This window comes from Endozoicomonas sp. ALE010 (assembly GCF_049310165.1).
Classification (GTDB): domain Bacteria; phylum Pseudomonadota; class Gammaproteobacteria; order Pseudomonadales; family Endozoicomonadaceae; genus Endozoicomonas.
The window spans coordinates 1-20,561 of sequence record NZ_JBLYNV010000029.1 but is presented as its reverse complement, the minus strand read 5'-3'; the positions used below and the strand labels follow the sequence as shown (position 1 = coordinate 20,561).

Annotated in this window: 19 protein-coding genes and 1 pseudogene; all 20 read left to right on the top strand. The window is 38.7% G+C overall.

Annotated features, from left to right (window positions below; translation table 11 throughout):
• Positions 1–247 precede the first annotated feature (247 nt).
• The 20 genes and pseudogenes from ACO6UY_RS13280 (at position 248) to ACO6UY_RS13185 (ending at position 20,359) form a co-directional block, all read left to right on the top strand.
• Positions 248–942, top strand: a pseudogene (locus ACO6UY_RS13280) (ISAs1 family transposase).
• An 82-nt stretch (positions 943–1,024) separates the two neighbouring features.
• Positions 1,025–1,792 (top strand): hypothetical protein, encoded by a 768-nt coding sequence (locus ACO6UY_RS13275; RefSeq protein WP_422490211.1) that lies wholly within the window; start codon positions 1,025–1,027, stop codon positions 1,790–1,792.
• 1 nt (position 1,793) lies between these two features.
• Entirely contained in the window at positions 1,794–2,603 is an 810-nt protein-coding gene (locus ACO6UY_RS13270) for a sugar phosphate isomerase/epimerase family protein (protein WP_422490210.1), read from the top strand.
• Between the two features lie 136 nt (positions 2,604–2,739).
• Positions 2,740–2,973 (top strand): EamA family transporter, encoded by a 234-nt coding sequence (locus tag ACO6UY_RS13265; protein ID WP_422490237.1) that lies wholly within the window; start codon positions 2,740–2,742, stop codon positions 2,971–2,973.
• Complete coding sequence (locus ACO6UY_RS13260) at positions 2,957–4,105, top strand: hypothetical protein (RefSeq protein ID WP_422490208.1); 1,149 nt, start codon at positions 2,957–2,959, stop codon at positions 4,103–4,105. Before ACO6UY_RS13265 ends, ACO6UY_RS13260 begins: the two co-directional genes overlap by 17 nt.
• Positions 4,080–6,158: a hypothetical protein gene (locus tag ACO6UY_RS13255; protein WP_422490207.1), complete on the top strand. Its 2,079-nt coding sequence runs from the start codon at positions 4,080–4,082 to the stop codon at positions 6,156–6,158. Before ACO6UY_RS13260 ends, ACO6UY_RS13255 begins: the two co-directional genes overlap by 26 nt.
• A gap of 461 nt (positions 6,159–6,619) precedes the next feature.
• A complete protein-coding gene (locus ACO6UY_RS13250) occupies positions 6,620–6,814 on the top strand; it encodes a hypothetical protein (protein WP_422490205.1) in 195 nt (64 codons plus the stop codon).
• 32 nt (positions 6,815–6,846) lie between these two features.
• Complete coding sequence (locus ACO6UY_RS13245) at positions 6,847–7,005, top strand: hypothetical protein (RefSeq protein WP_422490203.1); 159 nt, start codon at positions 6,847–6,849, stop codon at positions 7,003–7,005.
• A 52-nt stretch (positions 7,006–7,057) separates the two neighbouring features.
• On the top strand, positions 7,058–7,297 hold the full coding sequence (locus ACO6UY_RS13240; RefSeq protein WP_422490201.1) for a hypothetical protein: 240 nt from the start codon (positions 7,058–7,060) through the stop codon (positions 7,295–7,297).
• A 575-nt stretch (positions 7,298–7,872) separates the two neighbouring features.
• Positions 7,873–8,991 carry an FAD-dependent oxidoreductase gene (locus ACO6UY_RS13235; protein WP_422490200.1) on the top strand — a complete coding sequence of 373 codons (1,119 nt, stop codon included), beginning with the start codon at positions 7,873–7,875 and terminating at the stop codon, positions 8,989–8,991.
• Positions 8,992–8,998: 7 nt separating this feature from the next.
• Complete coding sequence (locus tag ACO6UY_RS13230) at positions 8,999–9,997, top strand: hypothetical protein (protein ID WP_422490198.1); 999 nt, start codon at positions 8,999–9,001, stop codon at positions 9,995–9,997.
• Positions 9,998–10,798, top strand: a complete 801-nt coding sequence (locus ACO6UY_RS13225; protein ID WP_422490196.1) for a glycosyltransferase family 2 protein — start codon at positions 9,998–10,000, stop codon at positions 10,796–10,798. It abuts the gene before it with no gap.
• Positions 10,799–11,123: 325 nt separating this feature from the next.
• On the top strand, positions 11,124–12,371 hold the full coding sequence (locus ACO6UY_RS13220; RefSeq protein WP_422490194.1) for an oligosaccharide flippase family protein: 1,248 nt from the start codon (positions 11,124–11,126) through the stop codon (positions 12,369–12,371).
• Positions 12,372–12,382: 11 nt separating this feature from the next.
• Positions 12,383–13,483, top strand: coding sequence for a UDP-galactopyranose mutase (gene glf, locus ACO6UY_RS13215; protein WP_422490192.1), 1,101 nt, complete (start codon positions 12,383–12,385; stop codon positions 13,481–13,483).
• 3 nt (positions 13,484–13,486) lie between these two features.
• Positions 13,487–14,428 (top strand): glycosyltransferase, encoded by a 942-nt coding sequence (locus ACO6UY_RS13210; RefSeq protein WP_422490190.1) that lies wholly within the window; start codon positions 13,487–13,489, stop codon positions 14,426–14,428.
• A 66-nt stretch (positions 14,429–14,494) separates the two neighbouring features.
• Positions 14,495–15,259 carry a glycosyltransferase gene (locus ACO6UY_RS13205; protein WP_422490188.1) on the top strand — a complete coding sequence of 255 codons (765 nt, stop codon included), beginning with the start codon at positions 14,495–14,497 and terminating at the stop codon, positions 15,257–15,259.
• Between the two features lie 56 nt (positions 15,260–15,315).
• Positions 15,316–16,449: a glycosyltransferase family 4 protein gene (locus tag ACO6UY_RS13200; protein ID WP_422490187.1), complete on the top strand. Its 1,134-nt coding sequence runs from the start codon at positions 15,316–15,318 to the stop codon at positions 16,447–16,449.
• A 16-nt stretch (positions 16,450–16,465) separates the two neighbouring features.
• The gene (locus ACO6UY_RS13195; RefSeq protein WP_422490185.1) at positions 16,466–17,434 is read left to right on the top strand and encodes a UDP-glucose 4-epimerase family protein; all 969 of its coding nucleotides are present in this window, start codon (positions 16,466–16,468) and stop codon (positions 17,432–17,434) included.
• 1 nt (position 17,435) lies between these two features.
• A complete protein-coding gene (locus ACO6UY_RS13190) occupies positions 17,436–17,987 on the top strand; it encodes a sugar transferase (protein WP_422490183.1) in 552 nt (183 codons plus the stop codon).
• 236 nt (positions 17,988–18,223) lie between these two features.
• Positions 18,224–20,359, top strand: coding sequence for a polysaccharide biosynthesis protein (locus tag ACO6UY_RS13185; protein ID WP_422490181.1), 2,136 nt, complete (start codon positions 18,224–18,226; stop codon positions 20,357–20,359).
• Positions 20,360–20,561: the final 202 nt, after the last annotated feature.

Sequence of the window (20,561 nt, the reverse complement as noted above, 5' to 3'; positions counted from 1 at the left end):
GGGAAAAATCATGAAAGCCCCCGAAGCCATTGGGCTCAATGGCTATAATGACATCCCCTTACAGAGCAAAATATACATCCAGTGTCTTATACCCGACCTTCACCACCCCTTGGTAACATTTTGATTTTAAACGATTAAATATCGTGCCAACCATATATTCGAATAGAATATATGCTTCAAAATCAAATGATTACGTTATTTTGGTGGTGAAAGTGGGTTATACAAAAAAGATTTGGATGTTCTTGAAATTAATGCATTTGATTTAATGAATAGGCTATCTGTTATTTATGACGCACGTCAACAATGGAAAGTAGATCATAAACTTGCTGATATTCTGCTCTTAGTCATTTGTGCAGTCATTGCGGGTTGCGAAGGCTGGGAAGAAACTGAAGACTTCGGCAATGAGCGACTGGATTGGTTAAAAAAATATGGTGAATTTGAATACGGCATACCTTCCCATCATACAATTGCCAGGGTAGTTGCTGCCATTAACCCAAAGCAATTCCAGAAATGCTTTATTGATTGGACAGGAATGAAAACACTCGGGATTATTTTGTCTGCCAGAATGGAAGATGGTGTATTCAATACTGACGACATCAGTGTCCGGTATTATATTTCCTCTGCGGAATTAACTGCAGAAAAGTTTGCACATGCTGCAAGAGAGCATTGGGCAATCGAGAATAAACTCCATTGGAAAATGGATGTTGCAATGAGAGAAGATGATTGTCGAATCAGAAGAGGCAATGCAGCTGAAATGCTCACTGGTTTTCGACATATGGCAGTTAATATGTTAATACCAAAACCTTTAAAGCTGGTCTGAAGCGGAAGCAGAAAAAGACCGCCATGAGCACTGGATATCTGTCAGAAGACCTCGCAGGGTGGGGGGGGGGTATGATTTTTCCCTGGCAAGGAGTTCAGAAGCCTTCGTTTATATATGCATGAATCGCATAATGCTACTAAGGCTTAAGTCGTTTTAAAAGAACCTCTAACTTAACTTCCAAAAAAGCATGGCAATGGAGAAAAAATGAAGAAAGCAATAATTGGTTATACAGGTTTTGTTGGTGGTAATATTATAAAAGAAAAAAAATTTGATTACTATTATAACTCAAAGAATATTGGAAAAATTAGAAATTGTAAATTTGATGAGCTTTATATTTCTGGTGTATCTGCAGTTAAGTGGGTTGCAAATAAAGAGCCGAAAAAAGACTGGAGTGATATTCAGAAGTTGATAGATGATTTAATTACCGTAAAGGCAAATAAAGTTGTTCTAATATCAACCGTTGATGTTTATCCAAATCCTATAGGTGTAGATGAGGATTCGGAAATTGTTATAGGGGAGTGTCAACCATATGGTAAGCATCGCCTGTTATTTGAGAAAGAAATTTCAAAAATATTTGATGATTTTACAGTTGTCAGACTACCTGGGTTGTTTGGAGAAGGGCTTAAAAAAAATATTATTTTTGACTTTTTGAATAACAATATGATCGATAAAATTGACTCGAGAAATGAATTTCAATTTTATGATTTATCAAAATTGGTGAGAGATATTAATGTGGCATTAATGGAGAATATAAAGCTTATAAACTTCGCTGTTGAACCAATTTCTGTAAGAGAGGTAGCTTCTATTTGCGGTATAAATGGATTTGATAATAAACTCGATATGAAAGTAGTTAATTATGATTTTAAAACAAAATATTGTAATTTCTACGGGCTAGATAATGGCTATATCTATTCAAAAAAACAGGTTCTGGAACAGTTAAGACAGTATGTGAATGGTTGCAGGAAGGTATGATATGGAAATAGGTATCTCAAACATAGCATGGGATGATGTGAATGAAGAGCTGGTATTAGATTATTTGAAAAATAATCAAATTCAAAATATCGAGGTTGCACCAGCAAAGATTGTAAAAAATTTGGCAAGCTTCAAAGACAGGGAAGTTATGAGATATAAAAATAAAATGAATAATGAAGGTTTCAATGTGTGTTCTATGCAGGCCTTACTGTATGGCGGTCCGAAAGGGAATATTTTTGGTGAAAATTCAGAAAGAGAAAACTTAAAGTTACATTTATTTAAAATAATTGAAATGGCTGCTATTTTAAATGCCAAAAACTTGGTGTTCGGCTCGCCGAAAAACCGTATAAAAGGGGGGTTGAATAAAGCTGAGTCGTTTAGGGTGGCTGAAGATTTTTTTTCTCCAATAGCGGACTATGCAAGTCAAAATGGATGCAATTTTTGTATTGAAAATAACCCTGAATATTATGGGGCTGATTTTTTGGTGACTACGAGCGAGCTCGTCGATTTTATTAGGTATGTAAATCACAAAGGCTTAAAGGCTCATTTTGATACTGGTGGTATGTACTTGGCTGAAGAAGAAATCGAGGAGTCTATTTTAAAAAATAATTCAATGATAACTCATTTTCATATAAGTCAAAAAGATTTGAATGTAATATGTGAGGGTGAAATAAATCATAAGAAAGTATTTAAGGCTTTAAAATCAGTTGGTTATGATAAGAAAATCATAGTTGAGATGAAAAAAACAGAATCTCCTGTTGATGATATTAAAAAAGCAATGGATTATGTGAAGAAGGTTTATAGTGTTTAATTTGATCATCTTGCTGAGTGTTCTATTTTCATCTTCGGCTCAATTATTTCTGAAGAGGGGGGCAGGAAATCTACCTGAAATTGAAATACAATCGTTAATTGATATATTTCTTTTGATAAAAGAAATACTATTTAATATGTATTTGATGGTAGGTGTAATATTTCAAGTGATTGCTTTGCTAATATGGATCTTTGTCCTGAAAAAAGTTGACGTCAGCTATGCATACCCATTTATTTCAATAGGGTTTGTGTTTGTTCTTTTTGGAGGTGTTTTTTTCTTTAGGGAAGGATTAGATTTTCAAAGAATAGCTGGTTCGATAATTATTTGTTGTGGAGTGATATTGGTTAGTCGGAGTGGGTATGGTTTATAAGGGTATCGAGAAGGGACGTGCTTCTTGGTTTTATATTGTATTTTGCTGGACGATGTTTTTAGTATTTATAACCTATAATTTTGGATTGAGTGCTAAATATTTTAATATGACGCCTTGGGATGGAACATTTCAAACATTGTTCCCTTTAATCAAAATTAGTACTGGGAAGTATCCTGGGGTTGATTTCTTTTATTTTCATGGAAATGGAATTCCGTATATAATTTATCCGGGATATAGCCTCTTGAAATCGCTTGGATTTGGAGAGATTGTATCTGCACTTTATAGTACTTTTTTTGTTAATTTTTTATTTCTAGCATTCTCAATATTAGCTTTAGTTAGACTTCTTTTCGATCGCCTTGAAAGCGTTTGTATAACCTTGGTTGTAATCACAATATTTCATTTGATTCCATTTTCAGGCGGGTACATCTCCCCACTTTTTTTGGGGGCTCCAATGGCAATAAGGTTTTTTCCTCATGCTTTTATGGGGCTTATGAGTTATTATTTTGTGAGGAAAGTTAGTAGTGAAAATAATTATTTGAGGTCATATCTCTTATATGGAGTCGCGGGAGCAGTTGGTGTTTATTTATCTGCCGAACAAGGTTTCTATAGCTTTGTAGGGGGGGTGGGCTCAATTTTTTTATATTTTGTTTATAATAAGAAATTAATGAAGTCTGTTTCTGTTTCTGTTTCTCTAATTTCTTTGTTCCTGATTTTTTTGGTTATAAGCTCTTACTTGTTTTTTGGAAATTTAGAAACAATAAAGGTGATAAAGACTATATCTGATGATCAAGCATGGGTGTTTGGTGTTTTTCCAAATGGTTTTTATGATGATGTTAGTGAGATATTTTTATTCTCAATAATTTCGGCACTTCCCAGTCAAATAATTACTATATTTTCAAGTGCGCTTTTTTTGCTTCAAGTTGCGTTTTTAATGTTAAAGATGATGCGGATCGAGATTTTTGTTGTTTTTTCATCTCTATTTTTTTCAGCGTTATTGTCATGGTCTTCAAATATTGGATATATTGGTGGGCATCAAACAGCCCTCTTCTCTAGATATGCTCTATTGTCATTGTTGTTCTTTTTAATATTTTTTCTGGATAAGGTTAATGCGAACATTCAAAAGGAAAGTTAATCTTTTTTTATTTTACTTTCTTCCATTTACTTCAATACTATTTTGGGCGTATTATTCGTCTGTTAATAATCATAATATTAATAAAATTGACTATTCCAATAATACTTTTGAAGGTGTTCACCTTAGCAATTTTTATGATTTTCATATTTCCAGTGGTTCATTTGATATTAAGCATCAATATTCAAAGTTCTTAGAGTTAAGTACTAACGCTATAGCTAGAGATTTTGGGGGTAGTTTTTTTACCTCAGGCTATTCTGATAGTATGAGGGCTGAGAATGGTGGCTTTTTTACAAAATCAGCAAAGCTTGACACTGTAATTAGTTCTGATTTTTTCTTGGGTTTAAATAGGAAGTTTAGATTCAAAACAGTCGGAGGCGATAAGTTTGCGTTGTCTGAGTTCGTGGGACGAGACTTGAAACTTGAAGACATTAATGGACAAAAGTATTATGGTACGTTATTGAATGTAGACGGTAATGTTCTTGAAATTTCTGCACTACTTCCACCTTTTACTGCAATAAAACATCTGATATTTCCGAAAATAATTAAAGATCAAATAAAGCCTTTTACTATGATGTTGAATCAGGAACAGATGGGGGTTGTTCGCGGTGGACTTGTTCAAGTGATTGAACCTAAGGTTGAGAGTCAAGGATTTTATCTTAGACATCTCCCATTTCATAATAAAGAAAATATAGGGAAAAATTATACGCTATTAATTGGGGGTAAGGAGTTAAAAATTGAACAGGTAATAAGAATTAATGATAAAGAATTTATAGTAACTCATGATTCCTCATCTTTTATTGAGCCTTATTTCGATACGAGGAAAAATATTGTTAAGGTAATTCCTAGTATTCAAAAGAATCAAAGAGAGACTATAATTGACGTTGATACAAGTTTTGATGATGGTTTTTTTTATGGTAGAAATTCTGATTATGATATCAGCTTAAAATCTGCAAAAAATTTAATAGCCAAAAAAAGAATAAAACTTGATAATGATGATATAGAGTATTTTGTATCAGATGTTGATTATAATCGTAATGTGATTACTGTTGATGTTACAAAATCCTTTTGCCTAAATTTAAAACATATTGTAAAAATGGAAATGTCTGAACAATTGCGTGATAAATTCATGCAATCTGTATTTGGGTCTGAAAAAACATGTTTGGAAAAAATATTTAATTTATCATCGATACTTAAAGAAGGTTTTTACAAGCAATATTATGATTTTATCTCAGAATCAAAGCTTGATGGTGAATCCCTTTGGAAACGGGGAGGGGCTGAAATTCTATCACTTGGTGAATCGGTTCTGAGTAAGAATGAAGTTAAGCGAAGCAATAGTGCTGGATATGCTAGGGACTTTAGTATTTGGGAAATTTACCCAGGAAGCTTACTAAATTTATATTACCATAAGGTGAATCCTGCTCCAACTGAAATGATGATACATGTACTTGGGAAAGAATCAAGGCTAGAGTACTATTCATCATTCCGCAATAGTAATGTGGATTATGTAGCGTTTGCTAAGCCTGAGAGGTTTACGCAGTGGCTAATTAATTGGCATTGGCCATTTTTTAGAGAGTTAGTACACAAGTATCAGCCTATTTTGGATTTAGATGAGTTTTCCTTGTGGAAAATTGAGAAGAAAAAAGATGCTGGGAAAAAAAGAAGTCAATATTTATTGCTGGATGGGAGAACACTTATTCCTAAAAATGATGGCATCAAATTATATACTGTTCGTATTGATTACGAAATTGAAATGCCGTTTGGTTTTATACCTCTGCTTGGTAGGTCTGCTCGCTTTCTGATAAATAAAACTGGTGCTCTTAATGAAATGCCTGTGAGCATACCATGGTATGAAAGCTCATTTGAATTTCCAGTGGTCGTCAAGGATGGTAGGCCTGTTGAATTCTTAATAAGAAAGTTAAGTGATTTTATTGGGGGTTCAAATATAAAAGTGAATAATATCTATTATAAAGTTGAAGATATTGATAAGGAGAAAATTATTAAACTATTCTTTGATTCTCCTTCGGTGAGAGTGGTAAATGGATTTGATATTTAAAGGGGTCAAATCTTAAGCAGACTGCTAACGCTTTGATTGCCAACACGTGACGTTCAACAGGATAAATTTACTACACAACAGCTAGATACCCGTCCTTTGGATTTTATTCTCTCACTGATCGTTGCCCTCTTTGTTGATGGAAACTGTTACACAGGCGGATCTGCACCGTAAATTTAACGAGTTGACGGGGCTGAATATCTCAATCGTTCCTGGACAAATCAAGCTAAAAAAGACGCGCTGACTGTTCTTGTCCTGTGGTTATGGGTGTAATGTCTGGAAATATTTTCCCGCAAAGTTATGGCGTTTGATGAGAGCACCTGAATGTAGGGAAGTCCATTTTCAGAGTTTGAGCACACTCTTATTTAGGACGGCTCATTGCAAGCTATCTATGATGCGCTGAAGGAAGCGTTTCCGGCAGGTTCTCAACAATCAGACCTAATTCCGTCGAGCTTCATACGACAATGCATCTTCTAACCAACAATCTGGTGCGAGTACAGCTCACTAAAGGTACCCGTTCAGAAAGAGACTGTCTGCCACCACTGCCAACCTCCATGGCCCATATTCTGAAGCTAATGGATGCCGGTTATTTTGAGCTGGAACTCTTTCTGCCATTGATTACCGGGAGGGTCTTTTATCTGCAAGGTACCTCAAAGTAACAACCCAGCGATACTCAGCGCGTTAAGGGAGAATGGCAAGAACCACAATCGCCGTAACTGCTCAAAATTTGGTGGGAAATTTTACCCAGACACCTCTGCAGCCCAGTAAAATCGATAAAATTTTTCCAGAAAATACATTTTTACCACCAAATTTTGAGCAGTTACCAATCGCCTCAAAGTTCAAAAACTGAAGGGTGTGCTGACTCGCTTCCCTAAAGATCAATGACTCGACTTGGATATATAATGGCCGGGATTCAAAGCCTAGCGATACCGTTTGATCGTCAGCTGCAATTACAAAAAACAGAACAGAAGTGGGTCTCCATTGTGACTAACCTGAACCGTGTGGAGTTTACCTTGAGTGAGATCGGAGATGCTTCAGACCTATCCTTTACTGTGACAGATAGAGCTGATTTTCAAAGAGATCAAATCCTGCTTAGGGGGCCGTTTTTAACACTAAACCAGCGACACTGGTGTTTAGCCTGATTCTGATGTCCTTCGTGGTTATAACGTTGAAAAGATACCCTACACATGCTGCACAGGCGAACCTCTGTAAAAGTGGTAGCATTGAGGAAATCCCGACGGACAAAGCTATGAAAAGTGGGGCACACCTGTTTGGTAATATGATTTCATCGTAGAGCGCAGGAAAGTCATTGGTCTCACATTAATAAGCTTCTGGACTACTGGGGAGATAATGCCAAACGAGAATACCCTGCACAGGAGGTTGTTCAGGGTATACAAGATTTGGCCTTTGTGCAGTGAGTAGAGCTTAATGTCTACCTTAAGAAATTTTATTTCACTCGAAGCCCCACCATCAACTAAATTTTAAAGAAATTCGTCTCCTAACTTAATTCTGTAATGCAAGCCTGCCGACATTAAATGCTGTCGAAAACCACATGTTCCCATGCTGCGTGTTGGAACTCATACCTAACTCATTGACAAATTAAGGTATGGGCACTCACAGATGAGCTGCGGAGTAAGATTTCTGGGTTTTGTGAGAAGCTTTTTTAGTCGTTGGTAGTTTTAGAAGTGTTTTTAGAAAATTTCAATTTTTATTTAATATGAAAGAAAAATTCGATATTGCCGTAATTGGCGGTGGTTTTTTTGGTCTTTTTATTGCTGAATATTTTTCCAAGCTTGGGAAGTCGGTTATTTTGTTAGAAAAAGAAAAGGAGTTTATGACCCGTGCATCTTATGTTAATCAGGCAAGGGTACATAATGGTTACCATTATCCAAGGAGTGTTTTGACAGCTTTACGATCAAGGGTATCATTCCCTAAATTCAATAATGAGTTTAGAGACTGTATTTGTGATGAGTTTGTAAAATATTACATGATTGGCTCTTTGATGGGCAAGGTCACCGGGAAACAATTCAAGAACTTTTGTGAACGAATAGATATACCCTGCGAAGTGGCTTCATCACAAGTTAAAAATTTAACAAATCCTAAGCTCATTGAGGATGTTTTTCTTGCAAAAGAATTTGCATTTGATTCGAAAAAGTTAAAAGAGATAATGTTGGGGCGATTGGAGGCTACATCTGTTTACTTAACGACTAATGCTGAGGTATATAAAATTTCTGAAGCTAAAATGGGCGGTATTGATGTTAACTATTACCAACAAGAGGAAGATTTTATTATTAACGCTAGGCAGGTATATAACTGTACATATTCGCAGATAAATAAAGTTGTATCAAATTCGCACATGAAAAACATTCACTTTAAGCATGAAATGACAGAAATGTGCCTTGTAGAGGTTCCTGATGTCTTGAAAGGTGTTGGAATCACAATAATGTGTGGGCCGTTTTTCTCAGTAATGCCTTTTCCATCTAAAGGTTTGCATTCTTTCAGTCATGTACGATATACGCCTCATTATGAATGGCATGATAGTGATTCAGCTTATATTGATTCGCATCAGCATATTGCGAATATTAATAAAAAAAGTGCATGGAATAAAATGAGATATGATGCAAAAAGGTATTTGCCAATACTGGATTCATCAATTTATAAAGAATCTCTCTGGGAAGTAAAAACTATATTGCCTAGAAGTGAGAGTGATGATTCTCGACCTATATTATTTAAAGCAAACTACGGTTTAAAAGGTTTTCACTGTATTATGGGTGGGAAGATTGATAATGTTTATGATGTTATTGATGTTATAAAAAATTTAGGTCTTGATAGTTGAGGTTTTTATGGATAACTGTTTTGTATCAGTTGTGATTAATGGTTTCTGTTTAGATGATTTTGAGTCAAAAGTTTTCCAGCTTCATCAGTACCTTCAAGAAAGATTTTCTGATTTTGAAATATTAATTATTGATTCCCCAGGGAAAGTTGACATTGATATCATTATTCATAGATTATTAGTAGCTGTTTCATCAATAAGATATATAAGACTTACATCCGATGTTGATCTTGATGTTATGGTTGCTGCTGGTCTTGAGAATTCTATAGGTGATTTTGTCCTTTGTTTTGATTTGGAGCATGATCCAATCTTTAAAATTCATGACTTTGTTAAGTCTTGCCGGAGTGGTGGTGATATTGTGGTTGGAACTACAGAAGTAAGTACCTCTTTTGCTTATCGCTGCATTAGGCCGTTAGTTACTAGTATTCTAAAGGATATTGGGTATGGCATTCCTCGAAATGCTACCGGTTTACTTTGTTTTAGTCGGCGTGCTATTAACTCAATTACTGAGTCAGGCAGGTTTCACCACAAGCTTTATGTCAAGATTTCTCAGTCAGGGTATAAAATTTCTAGGCTTGAGTATAAATTAGTTGAGGGAAAAAAAATTGAAAAAACTTTTTCAAAGGGGTTTAAAGAGTCTTTTCAATATTTGGTCTTTAACTCGACAAAGCCGCTAAGATGGATGAGTGTAGTTGGCTTGTCTGCAAGCATTATTTCACTTTTTGTCGCTTCATATAGTTTGATAATTAACTTATTTAAAAATAATGTTGTTGCTGGTTGGACTACTACTATCATCTTTTTGTCGGTTATGTTTATTTTTCTTTTCACAATTATGGCCTTTTTTGGTGAATACATTGCACGGTTGCTTGATGATAGAAGTGAACATAAAGATTATTCAATTGTGTATGAGAAAAATAGCTCTGTCATGCTCAATGAAAATAGATTTAATGTTCTTTTCGACTCTGTTGAAAGTGATGTTAATCTTGTCCAAACAGGAAGGAAATCTTAAGTGAGTAACTTTGATATTCCGAAGTTTCAATGTACCGAATTTTCAGAAAAGAACTTTGACTACTGTGTTTGTGTATTTGTGATTAATGAAGGTGATAGACTTTTAAATCAGCTAAAAGAAATGAGTCAGCTTGCTTTGCAAGCTGATATAGTGATTTCTGACGGGGGTAGTACAGATGGCTCCACAAATACAGATTTATTAAAATCTTATGGTGTCAACTCACTTCTTGTTAAGGATGATTCTGGAAAGCTTGGTAGTCAAATGCGAATTGCTTTTTCTTGGGCAATGAAAAGGGGCTACAAAGGCGTTGTTGTAATAGATGGAAATAATAAAGATAGCGTAATAGATATTAATGAATTTGTTTTAAAGCTTTCTGAAGGTTGGGATCATGTTCAAGGTTCAAGGTTTATTCCTGGAGGTGAGGCTATTAATACCCCAATCACTCGGCTATTAGGGGTAAAACTTATTCATGCTCCTTTAATGAGATTGGCCAGTGGTTTTCACTATACTGACACAACGAATGGTTTTAGAGCGTACAGCATGAGTTTTCTATTAAATAGAAATGTTGGCCTATTTAGATCGGTATTTACTGGTTATGAGCTTCATTATTATTTGGCAAGGACAGCACCTAGGCTCAAATTCAAATGTATTGAAATACCAGTTACAAGAAAATATCCTCAAGATGGCGGTTTGCCTACAAAAATTACTCCAATTCAAGGGAATTTTAATGTTTTAAAAAAGCTTTTTTCTGTTGTATTCGGAAAATATGATCTTAAGAATACGGTTAGGGGAAAATCATGAAAGCCCCCGAAGCCATTGGGCTCAATAGCTATAAGGACATCCCCTTATAGAACAAAATACACATCCAGTGTCTTATACAAAAAAGATTTGGATGTTCTGAACATGAATGCACTTGATTTAAAGCTGGTCTGAAGCGGAAGCAGAAAAAGGCCGCCATGAGCACTTGATATCTGTCTGCAGTCCTCGCAAGGTGCGGGGTTTCATTATTTTTCCCTGTCAGAATGGGTGTTCACGGTCGGCCAGAATATGCAATATCGGGAAATGTTGAGTTGATGACTTTGACTTTTGCTGTTAGTGCGTTTTTTTTACATCTGTTATTTTTGAAATGTTATCGACTTCATCTCAACGTAGCCCTTTATTAAAAAATACTGTCGCTCTTTATGGGGTTCAGTTATCAGTCTTAGTTATTCCTATAATCTCAATTCCCTACTTATCCCGAATTTTGCAGGCTGAAATCTTTGGGGTCTACATGTATTGCCTGAGCTTGGCAATCTGGTTTTCTATGGTCATCGAGTATGGTTTTCAGTTATCAGCCACTCGCAGTATTGCAGAAGCTCAGGGAGATGGTCACCGGGTAGCCAGTGTTGTTCATCAGGTGCACAGTGCCAAACTTTTACTGACGTTACTGGCCGTGGTTGGCTTGGTGTTGTTTTATTATTTTGGCTCTCTATCCCGTAGTAATTTTGATTGGTATATAGCGACTGTTGTTTATTCTATAGTATTGGGCTTCAGGCCAACCTGGTATTTTCAGGGGAAAGAGGAACTTACTGTTAACTCCATTCTGGAGGTTGGTAGCGGTATTCTCTCGCTGGTCTTGATTTTTCTGTTTATCAAAAAGCCAGAAGATGGTGTGTGGGCATTGGTATTTCAATGCGGCGCTAAGGCAGCTGCCTATCTAATTACCAATGGTATGATTTATCGGCAGGTTGGCGGTTTTAAAGTCAGTATAACGGGGGCGATAGAGGCTCTACGTGATGGCTTCAGCATGTTTGTATTTACCGCTTCTGTCAGTCTTTACACCACTGCTAACGGTTTGTTGTTGGGCTTTTTTGCACCGACTGTTATCGTTGGTGGTTTTCTATCTGCAGAGAAAATTACCAAGGCCGGGCTAAGTTTATTGGGCCCTTTATCTCAGGCCATGTTTCCTCGTATAACTGCAGTTGCAGGCCAGAATCCGGAGCAGGCCAAGATGATGGCGCTCTTGATGACGGCATTTATGGCGGTCTTTGGTGTCACTGGTGCTGTTTTACTTTATTGGTTATCGCCATGGTTGGTGCCGCTGATCCTCGGGACTGGTTATGAATCTGTGATACCTATTATGCGGGTACTGTCTTTATTAATCCCGTTAATTGCCCTGAGTAATGTATTTGGTATTCAATACCTTTTGCCGAAGCGTAAAGACAAAATATTTAACCAGATCATTATTTCTGCCGGTGCGGTAAACCTGATTCTGGCAATCCTGCTGGCTGAACATTTTCAGGCCATTGGCATGGCATGGGCTGTGGTTATTTCAGAAGCCTTTGTCACCTTCGCGATGATGATGGTTGTTATCAAAAATAAATTTACTTACTGATTTGAATCGTTATGAAAATATTAATGGTAGGCGCAGGTCTGACCGGTGCGGTTATCAGCCGTGGGTTGGCTGAACAAGGTTATGAAGTAACCGTGATTGATAGCCGGGCGCATATTGCAGGCAACTGTCATACAGAGCGAGATACAGAAACCGGGGTTATGCAGCATGTGTATGGTCCCCATATTTTTCATACCGATGATGCTGAAGTGTGGGAATACGTGAACCGGTTTGCCACATTTATGCCTTTTGTCAATCGGGTGAAAGCGATGGCAAAAGGTAGTGTGTATTCGTTGCCGGTGAATCTGCACACCATCAACCAGTTCTTTGGCAAGACGTTCTCACCGGATGAAGCCAGAAAGTTTATTGCAGAGATTGCTGATAACACCATTGCTGAGCCTGAGAGCTTTGAAGAGCAGGCGATGAAGTTTATCGGTAAAGATCTCTATGAAGCGTTTATGAAAGGCTATACAGAAAAACAGTGGGGAAGGAGCCCGAAAGAACTGCCTGCCAGTATCCTTAAACGTTTACCCGTGCGCTTTAATTATGATGATAATTATTTTAATCACCCGTTTCAGGGAATGCCGGAACAGGGCTATACTGCGATGATTGGCAATATTTTGGATCATGCGAATATCCAGGTTTTACTTAATACACCTTTTCAGCATGACATGGTTGCTGAGTATGATCATGTCTTCTATTCCGGAACCATCGACGGATACTTTCAGTATCGACTTGGACACCTGCCATACCGAACCTTGAGATTTGAAAAGCACATTGCAGAGGGGGATTTCCAAGGTTGTGCCGTTCTGAATTATTGCGATGCCGATGTGCCTTATACCCGTATCAGTGAGCATAAGCACTTTTCTCCTTGGGAGAATCATGAAGGTACTGTGTACTTTAAAGAATTCAGTCGTGAATGTGGTGAGGCTGATACTCCTTATTACCCGGTCAATTTACTGGGAGGGCATGAGCTTCTGAGTGCCTATCAGGATCTTGCTGCGTTAGAAAAGAAAACGACATTTGTTGGGCGACTTGGGCAATACCGGTATATGGATATGGATGTGTGTATTCGAACAGCGCTCGATGAGTTGAATGCATTTCTGCGGAATTAAGTAATGAAAAAAGAAAAGGAAACTAACTGTGCGGTAGTGGTTACCTATAATCGCAAAGAGATGCTAGTCAAGTGCCTCGATGGTTTATTGAGCCAAAGTTTCCCACTAGATGAAATTGTCATCATCGATAATGATTCTACCGATGGTACCGGCGATTTTTTAAAATCATCAGGCTATTTAGAGTTGTCAAAGATTCATTATCGCCTGATGGATGATAATCTTGGTGGTGCCGGTGGTTTCCACAATGGACTGAAAATAGCCCATGAAAGAGGCCATGATTGGTTCTGGCTAATGGATGATGATGTTATACCCCTGAATGATGGGTTGGAAAAACTGAGCCGTTATAAAGAACAATATCATGCAGTTCAGGGGCAGCGAACCGATGTGAGTGGCGACGTCATAACTTGGTTCCAGCGATATGATATTACCAAAGGCCGAGCCGTTAATGATGAGGCAATAATGAGGCCTATTCTGGAAAATAAAGGAGTGGCAAAAACAAACTGTTGTTGTTTTGAAGGTTTGTTTTTAAGCAAAGAGGCTGTGACGACCGTTGGTTATCCGGATATTGATTTTTTTATCGCTGAAGATGACACCTATTACGGCTTCTTATTAGGCGAAGCTTTTGGAGTTTATATTGTACCTGAAGTGACTTTGCATAAGCAGCGTAGCTCAGGAGAAATTGTCATAATTTTTAATAAGCAAAAAGTTATTTTGTCAAGATTTTATCTTTACTATTACGCTAGAAATCAATTCCTTATGGATAGTAAAATATATGAAAATAATTCTACAATAAAAGTTTTATATTACGTAAAGAGTGTTTTATATTTGACGGGGAAATTCTTGGCCTATCTTTTTTTATACAGGGATGTTGCACGCTCCAATGCGATTCTGAAAGGAATTAAAGATGGTGTATTAGGTAGATTTGGCAAGGCTAAATATATTTAACTTATGTTCTAAAAGTATCTATCTGTTTATGATGGTTCATATAGTGTTGTTTGAGTTTTAGTTTAAATGTCCGATGAAAATAAAACATTTGCATTCTTAATGTGTGCTCATAAATTGGATGCCTTTTTACCGTTGGCCATAGACAGCGTTTTAAAACAGACATATATTGACTTCAAATTTTATATTATTGCAAACAACTGTGATGATGATTTGTGGTCATACTTAAGTGGATTAAAGGATCATAGAATAGAAATATACAGGACAAAAATTGGACAGCTTGCCTTCAATTTAAATTATGGTATTAACTTAATCAGTGCTGATTACGTTATTCGTTTTGACTCTGATGATATTTGCTTGCCTGATAGACTGTCTAATACAGCAAATGCGCTTAAAAAATTTAAATATCCCGATGTTTTGTCAGGTTCAGCCCAATGGATTGATGTTAATGGGTGTGTTCTTAAAGAACAGGCAGTTTCCATGGAGTCAGATGAAATCAAAAAACGTTTATGGTGGAGCAATCCTGTATGTCATCCTGCGACTGCAATATCTCTGAATACGCTTGTAAGCCATGGTGGCTACTCTTGGGGATTTGGTTCTGAAGATTATGATCTTTGGTTACGATTGGCGCGATCCACAAAGACAAGGTTTGTAATAGTACCTGAAATCTACATTCAGTACCGTATATCTGGCAATCAATCTAAAGGAGGTATATTGCCTTACTCTGAATCAGTTGGATTGATGTTCCGGGAACTTATCTTTACTAAGAAAATCCGCTTTTTCCTTGGGGGGCTTCTATGGATCATAAAAGCCTTGTTAAAAGGAAAAAGGTAAGAAAATCTATGGATGGAAACTTAGAATATATTTATGAAACAATGTAGATGTATCTTATGAAGACCAAGGTTGCCATCATTGGAACAACTGCCCAGACTCTCTTGGTATTTCGCGCAGACTTAATCAAACAACTGATTAAGGAGGGAATAACCGTTTTCGCCTTTGCCATGGACTTTGATGAGTTATCCATGGAGCGTATTCGTAAACTGGGTGCAACGCCGGTAGCTTACTCTTTATCCAGATACGGTTTGAATCCGGCGGCTGATCTGATACATGCCTGGCAGTTATCTCGTAAACTGCGTGATTTTCAAATCGATATCGTATTCTCTTATTTCTCAAAACCAGTTATTTTTGGCGGCCTGGCTGCGAGGCTTGCCGGGGTTAAACGCTGTGTTGGCATGTTGGAAGGATTAGGGTATACCTTTACTCCCACTCAACAATTTTCTTTCAAACGCTGGTTCGCCAGACACGTTCAGGTTTTGTTATACCGCTGTATCCTCCCAAGACTGGACAAAGTCATTTTTTTAAATAAGGATGACCAACATGATCTTCTTGAACGCCACTGCATTAAGGTGAAAGATGCACTCGTCCTTGGCGCTATTGGGCTTGATCTCAACGATTATGGTTATTCACCGGCACCTCAATCACCTTTTCGATTTATTTTCATTGGTCGCTTATTAGAAGAAAAAGGTATCCTTTTTTATCTGAATGCAGCAGAGGCTATCAAAAAAATACACCCTGATGTGGTTTTTACTGTGCTCGGGCAGATGGAGAAGAAAGGCAATAGTAAAAAACTGACGGAGCGGTTTCTGAAATGTCAATCTGAAGGTGTCATTGAGTTTCCTGGGCAGGTAGATAACGTAGCTGAATGGTTAACGCTTTCTTCGGTATTTGTACTTCCTTCTTATTATCGTGAGGGATTTCCCCGTAGCACTCAGGAAGCGATGGCAGTTGGGCGACCGGTTATTACCACTAATGTGCCCGGTTGCCGAGACTCAGTGATAGATGGCAGTACAGGCTTTATTGTTGAGCCTAATGATGTACAAGCACTGATTGATAAAATGCTGTGGTTTATTGAAAACTCAGAAGCTGTAGAATCCATGGGCAGAGCTGGGCGCGAGTTTGCTGTGCTCTATTATGATGCTGAAAAAATCAATACTCGCCTGATTCAAGCTATTTTTGATAACTAACCGGTTTCGTATATCTGTGAATCTTCTTGTTACCGGAGGCAGCGGTTTTGTTGGCCAGGCCCTGCTTCGATTGCTCACATCAAAAAATATTTCTTTCAAGTCTGCCATTCGCAACGCTTCAAGTGCACCTGTCAAATCTCGGGATATTGTCGTCGGCTCTATTGATGATGCAACAGACTGGTCAGCTTCTTTGAAGAATGTGGACGTTGTTGTTCACCTTGCTGCCCGTGCGCACATTATGAACGATGAAACAGCAGACCCTGTTGCGGAGTATCGCAGGGTGAATACCGGAGGCACTCTTAACCTGGCCCGGCAGGCTGCTGATTTGGGTGTTCGTCGTTTTATCTTTGTCAGCTCGGTGAAAGTTTATGGGGAAAGTACTACCGGTATACCTCCCTATTCTGAGCAGTTTGCACTTCCGACTGAAGATCCCTATGGACTTTCCAAAAAAGAAGCGGAAGTGAAGCTCAAAGCATTAGGTGAGCAGTCAGGTATGGAGGTGGTGATTATTCAACCACCACTGGTATATGGTGTGGGGGTAAAAGCCAATTTTTTAAATTTGATAAAAATGGCTGACACTTCTTTACCATTACCCTTCAGGGCTATTAACAACCATCGGAGCATGGTTTATCTCGGTAATCTTATTGACTTTATTGTTCATTGTTTGGATCATCCGGCAGCAGCTAATGAAACATTTCTGATCTCGGATGGAGAAGACCTCTCCTTGTCGGATTTGGTTTCTGTTATCAGAAAACATCTTGGTCGGCAAAGTCACCTTTTTTCAGTTCCTCCTTATATTTTTCGCGCTCTGGGCAGTTTAACGGGTAAGTCTGGAGTCATAGATCGATTGATTGGTGATTTGCAGATTGACTCTTCCAAAGCCAGGAAGCTACTTGGCTGGCAACCTCCGTTTTCTGTGGAACAGGGCATTTCGGAGACGGTCACTGGTTATTTGAAAAGCAGGAATTTAAAAGGAAAGCAGTAACGTGTCGTTGCGTATTCTTGATGTTTTTTTTTCATTGGTTGGCCTGATTCTGGGCCTGCCGGTGTTTATGCTGATTTATCTGATTGGTCTGTTTGATACGGGCTCACCTCTGTTTCGACAGAAAAGAGTTGGGCGTAACCAGCAACCATTTACGCTGGTAAAGTTTCGTACCATGGCTATAGATACGGCTTCTGTCGCCAGTCATCTTGCCTGCGCTACTTCAATTACACCAATGGGCAGTTTTTTAAGAAAGACAAAACTGGATGAGCTTCCGCAGCTCTGGAATGTGCTTAAAGGCGAAATGAGCCTGGTTGGTCCACGGCCAAATCTGTTTAATCAAGTAGAGCTGATTGCTGCCAGAGAAAAGTTGGGGGTTTATGATGTTCGCCCTGGTATTACCGGGTTGGCCCAAGTGAATCACATTGATATGTCGACACCGGAATTGTTGGCTGAAAAGGACTCCGAGATGATTAACAGCTTATCTATTAATAGCTATTTTAAGTATATTCTGTTGACAGTTACTGGGAGTGGTCAGGGCGACAGAGTGCGCTGAACCTGATGCAGTATGCTGACTCTGAGGGAAGGCAAGTTTATTCACCCCTCGTACCCATGCCGCTGCGTGGGTACGCGCAGCTTTCAAGTATGTATTCCCACGCGGAGAAGGTAGCCGCAAAACACCATAGGTCTGTAATTCTGAAAGAATTGCCGACAAAGTATAGGATTTAAAGCCTATTTGTCAGCAACCCTGCGTGTTACCGACAAATTGAACCTTCGCGACAACCTCAGAGCATGGGAACGAGCTGGGTACTTTTACCTTTTTTCAAACACGCCTCTTTTATTATCAAATTTCATTTAGTTAAGACTATTTTCAAACCAATGATCCGAAAAAAACTGATCGCCCTACCTCGGGTGCAAAAACGGTTGATAAGCCTCACGATAGACTTGCTGATTGTCTGGTTTGGTCTTTTTTCCTCGTTTCTGATTCGACTCGGTTGGGATGGTTTTTTTGACTATTCTGAACTTTTTGTAAAACTGTCCATTCTCTCACCGATTATTATTCTGCCCATTTGCATCCGGCTTGGGCTTTATCGAGCAGTGCTTCGTTATCTTAATTCCCAATTGGCCGTTACGTTGTTGCGGGTAGGAGGTCTTTCTGTTGCCGGACTGATTCTGACAACCTATGTCCTTGGATGGGATGTACCCAGAAGCCTTCCATTTCTGTTTGGGCTGGTGTTTATGCTTTTACTGGGGCTTTCACGTTACACTGCCCGATATTGGTTGCTGGGTTTTTCATTGCCAGATATTTTGATGTCACCTTTTACTGCCAGCTCTCATGGATCTTATCATCGCAGAGGGAAACCTGTTGCAGTATACGGAGCGGGTGATGCAGGGTGTCAGCTGGTATCAGCTTTAGATCGTGGATGGGATTACAGGCCAGTGGTATTTGTAGATGACAACCCAACACTAGAGGGCCGAATTGTTTATGGTCGAAAGGTCTATCATAGTAGCCAGCTCTCTCAACTGGCTGAGCAGAAATTATTTGACCAGGTATTACTGGCATTACCATCCATCTCAGATTCCAAACGCAAAGCTATTGTTCAGAACCTGGAACAGTTGCAATTGCCGGTAATGACGATGCCAGCGATGGCTGATCTGGCCAGTGGACGTTTGCAGATACAGGATATTAAAGAGGTGGAGGTTGCTGACCTGCTAGGCCGTGAACCTGTCGCTCCGGATGAGCACCTCCTGCATCGTTGCATTAAAGGATTAACGGTCATGGTGACCGGTGCTGGCGGCTCTATTGGCTCTGAACTTTGTCGCCAGATTATCCGATTAGACTGCCAACGTCTTATTATTTTTGATCATTCGGAGTTTAATCTTTATCAGATAGAGCAGGAACTAACTCGTATAAAATCGAGCCTTTCTCTGCATTTCGAGCTTATTACGGTTCTGGGTTCGGTTAATGACCCTAACCGACTGCTGGATGTAATGAGTGCTTATCAGGTCAATACTGTTTACCATGCTGCGGCTTACAAACACGTACCTATTGTTGAACATAATATTTCGCAAGGTGTTCGAAATAATGTATTAGGTACGCTCTATACCGCCCAGGCTGCAATGGTTTGTAATGTGCAAAACTTTGTTTTGATTTCAACGGATAAAGCCGTTCGCCCAACCAATGTGATGGGGGCAACCAAGCGTTTGGCTGAAGAGGTCTTGCAGGCATTCAGCACTCAGATCAATGTTGACTTATTACATCCAGGAATGTTCCGGGAAGCTGTTTCTGTAATGAATAACACTCGCTTCACCATGGTTCGTTTTGGGAATGTGCTGGGTTCCAGTGGTTCGGTCATCCCGAAGTTTCGTGAGCAGATCCGTTCCGGTGGCCCAGTTACTGTCACACACCCCGAGATTACTCGCTACTTTATGACCATCCCCGAAGCGGCCTTGCTGGTTATTCAGGCGGGCTCAATGGGAACCGGTGGCGATGTGTTTCTGCTGGATATGGGGGAGCCTGTCAAAATTGTAGACCTTGCTCGTCATATGATTCGTTTGTCCGGGTATTCAGAGAAGAATGAAGAAAATCCAGAGGGTGATATTTCTATTGAGTTTTCAGGCCTCCGACCAGGAGAGAAACTCTATGAAGAGCTCCTTATTGGAGACAATGTAAATACGACGGATCACCCTTTGATTTATAAGGCAGTGGAAGAATCTGCATCCTGGGGAGAGTTAAAGTTAGCTATCACTGAAATTCTGGCTGCAGTTGATAAACATGATTATCAAGAGGTGAGAGCAACGATTGGTAAGCATGTATCAGGATTTAAAACAGATTCTGCACTAGTTGACTGGTTATCGATGAGCTTCCGCAGCAAAAGTTCACATACTTTCCCTAGATCTAATGTTGATCATGAAGTTAATAGCTGATCTCTATAACAAGAAATCATCTTTCTATATTATGTTTTTAAAAAGACGCAGATTATGAAGAAGTCATCAAGTCTTGTTAGTGGTAGTAATGGATATGGAGAAAAACATATTTCTGCCTTTCACCACCCCGATTGATATTTTCCTGAAATCTGTTGTCAAAGGATTGATCAGATATTCAGGAACGTCGACATGTTGCCAGTTC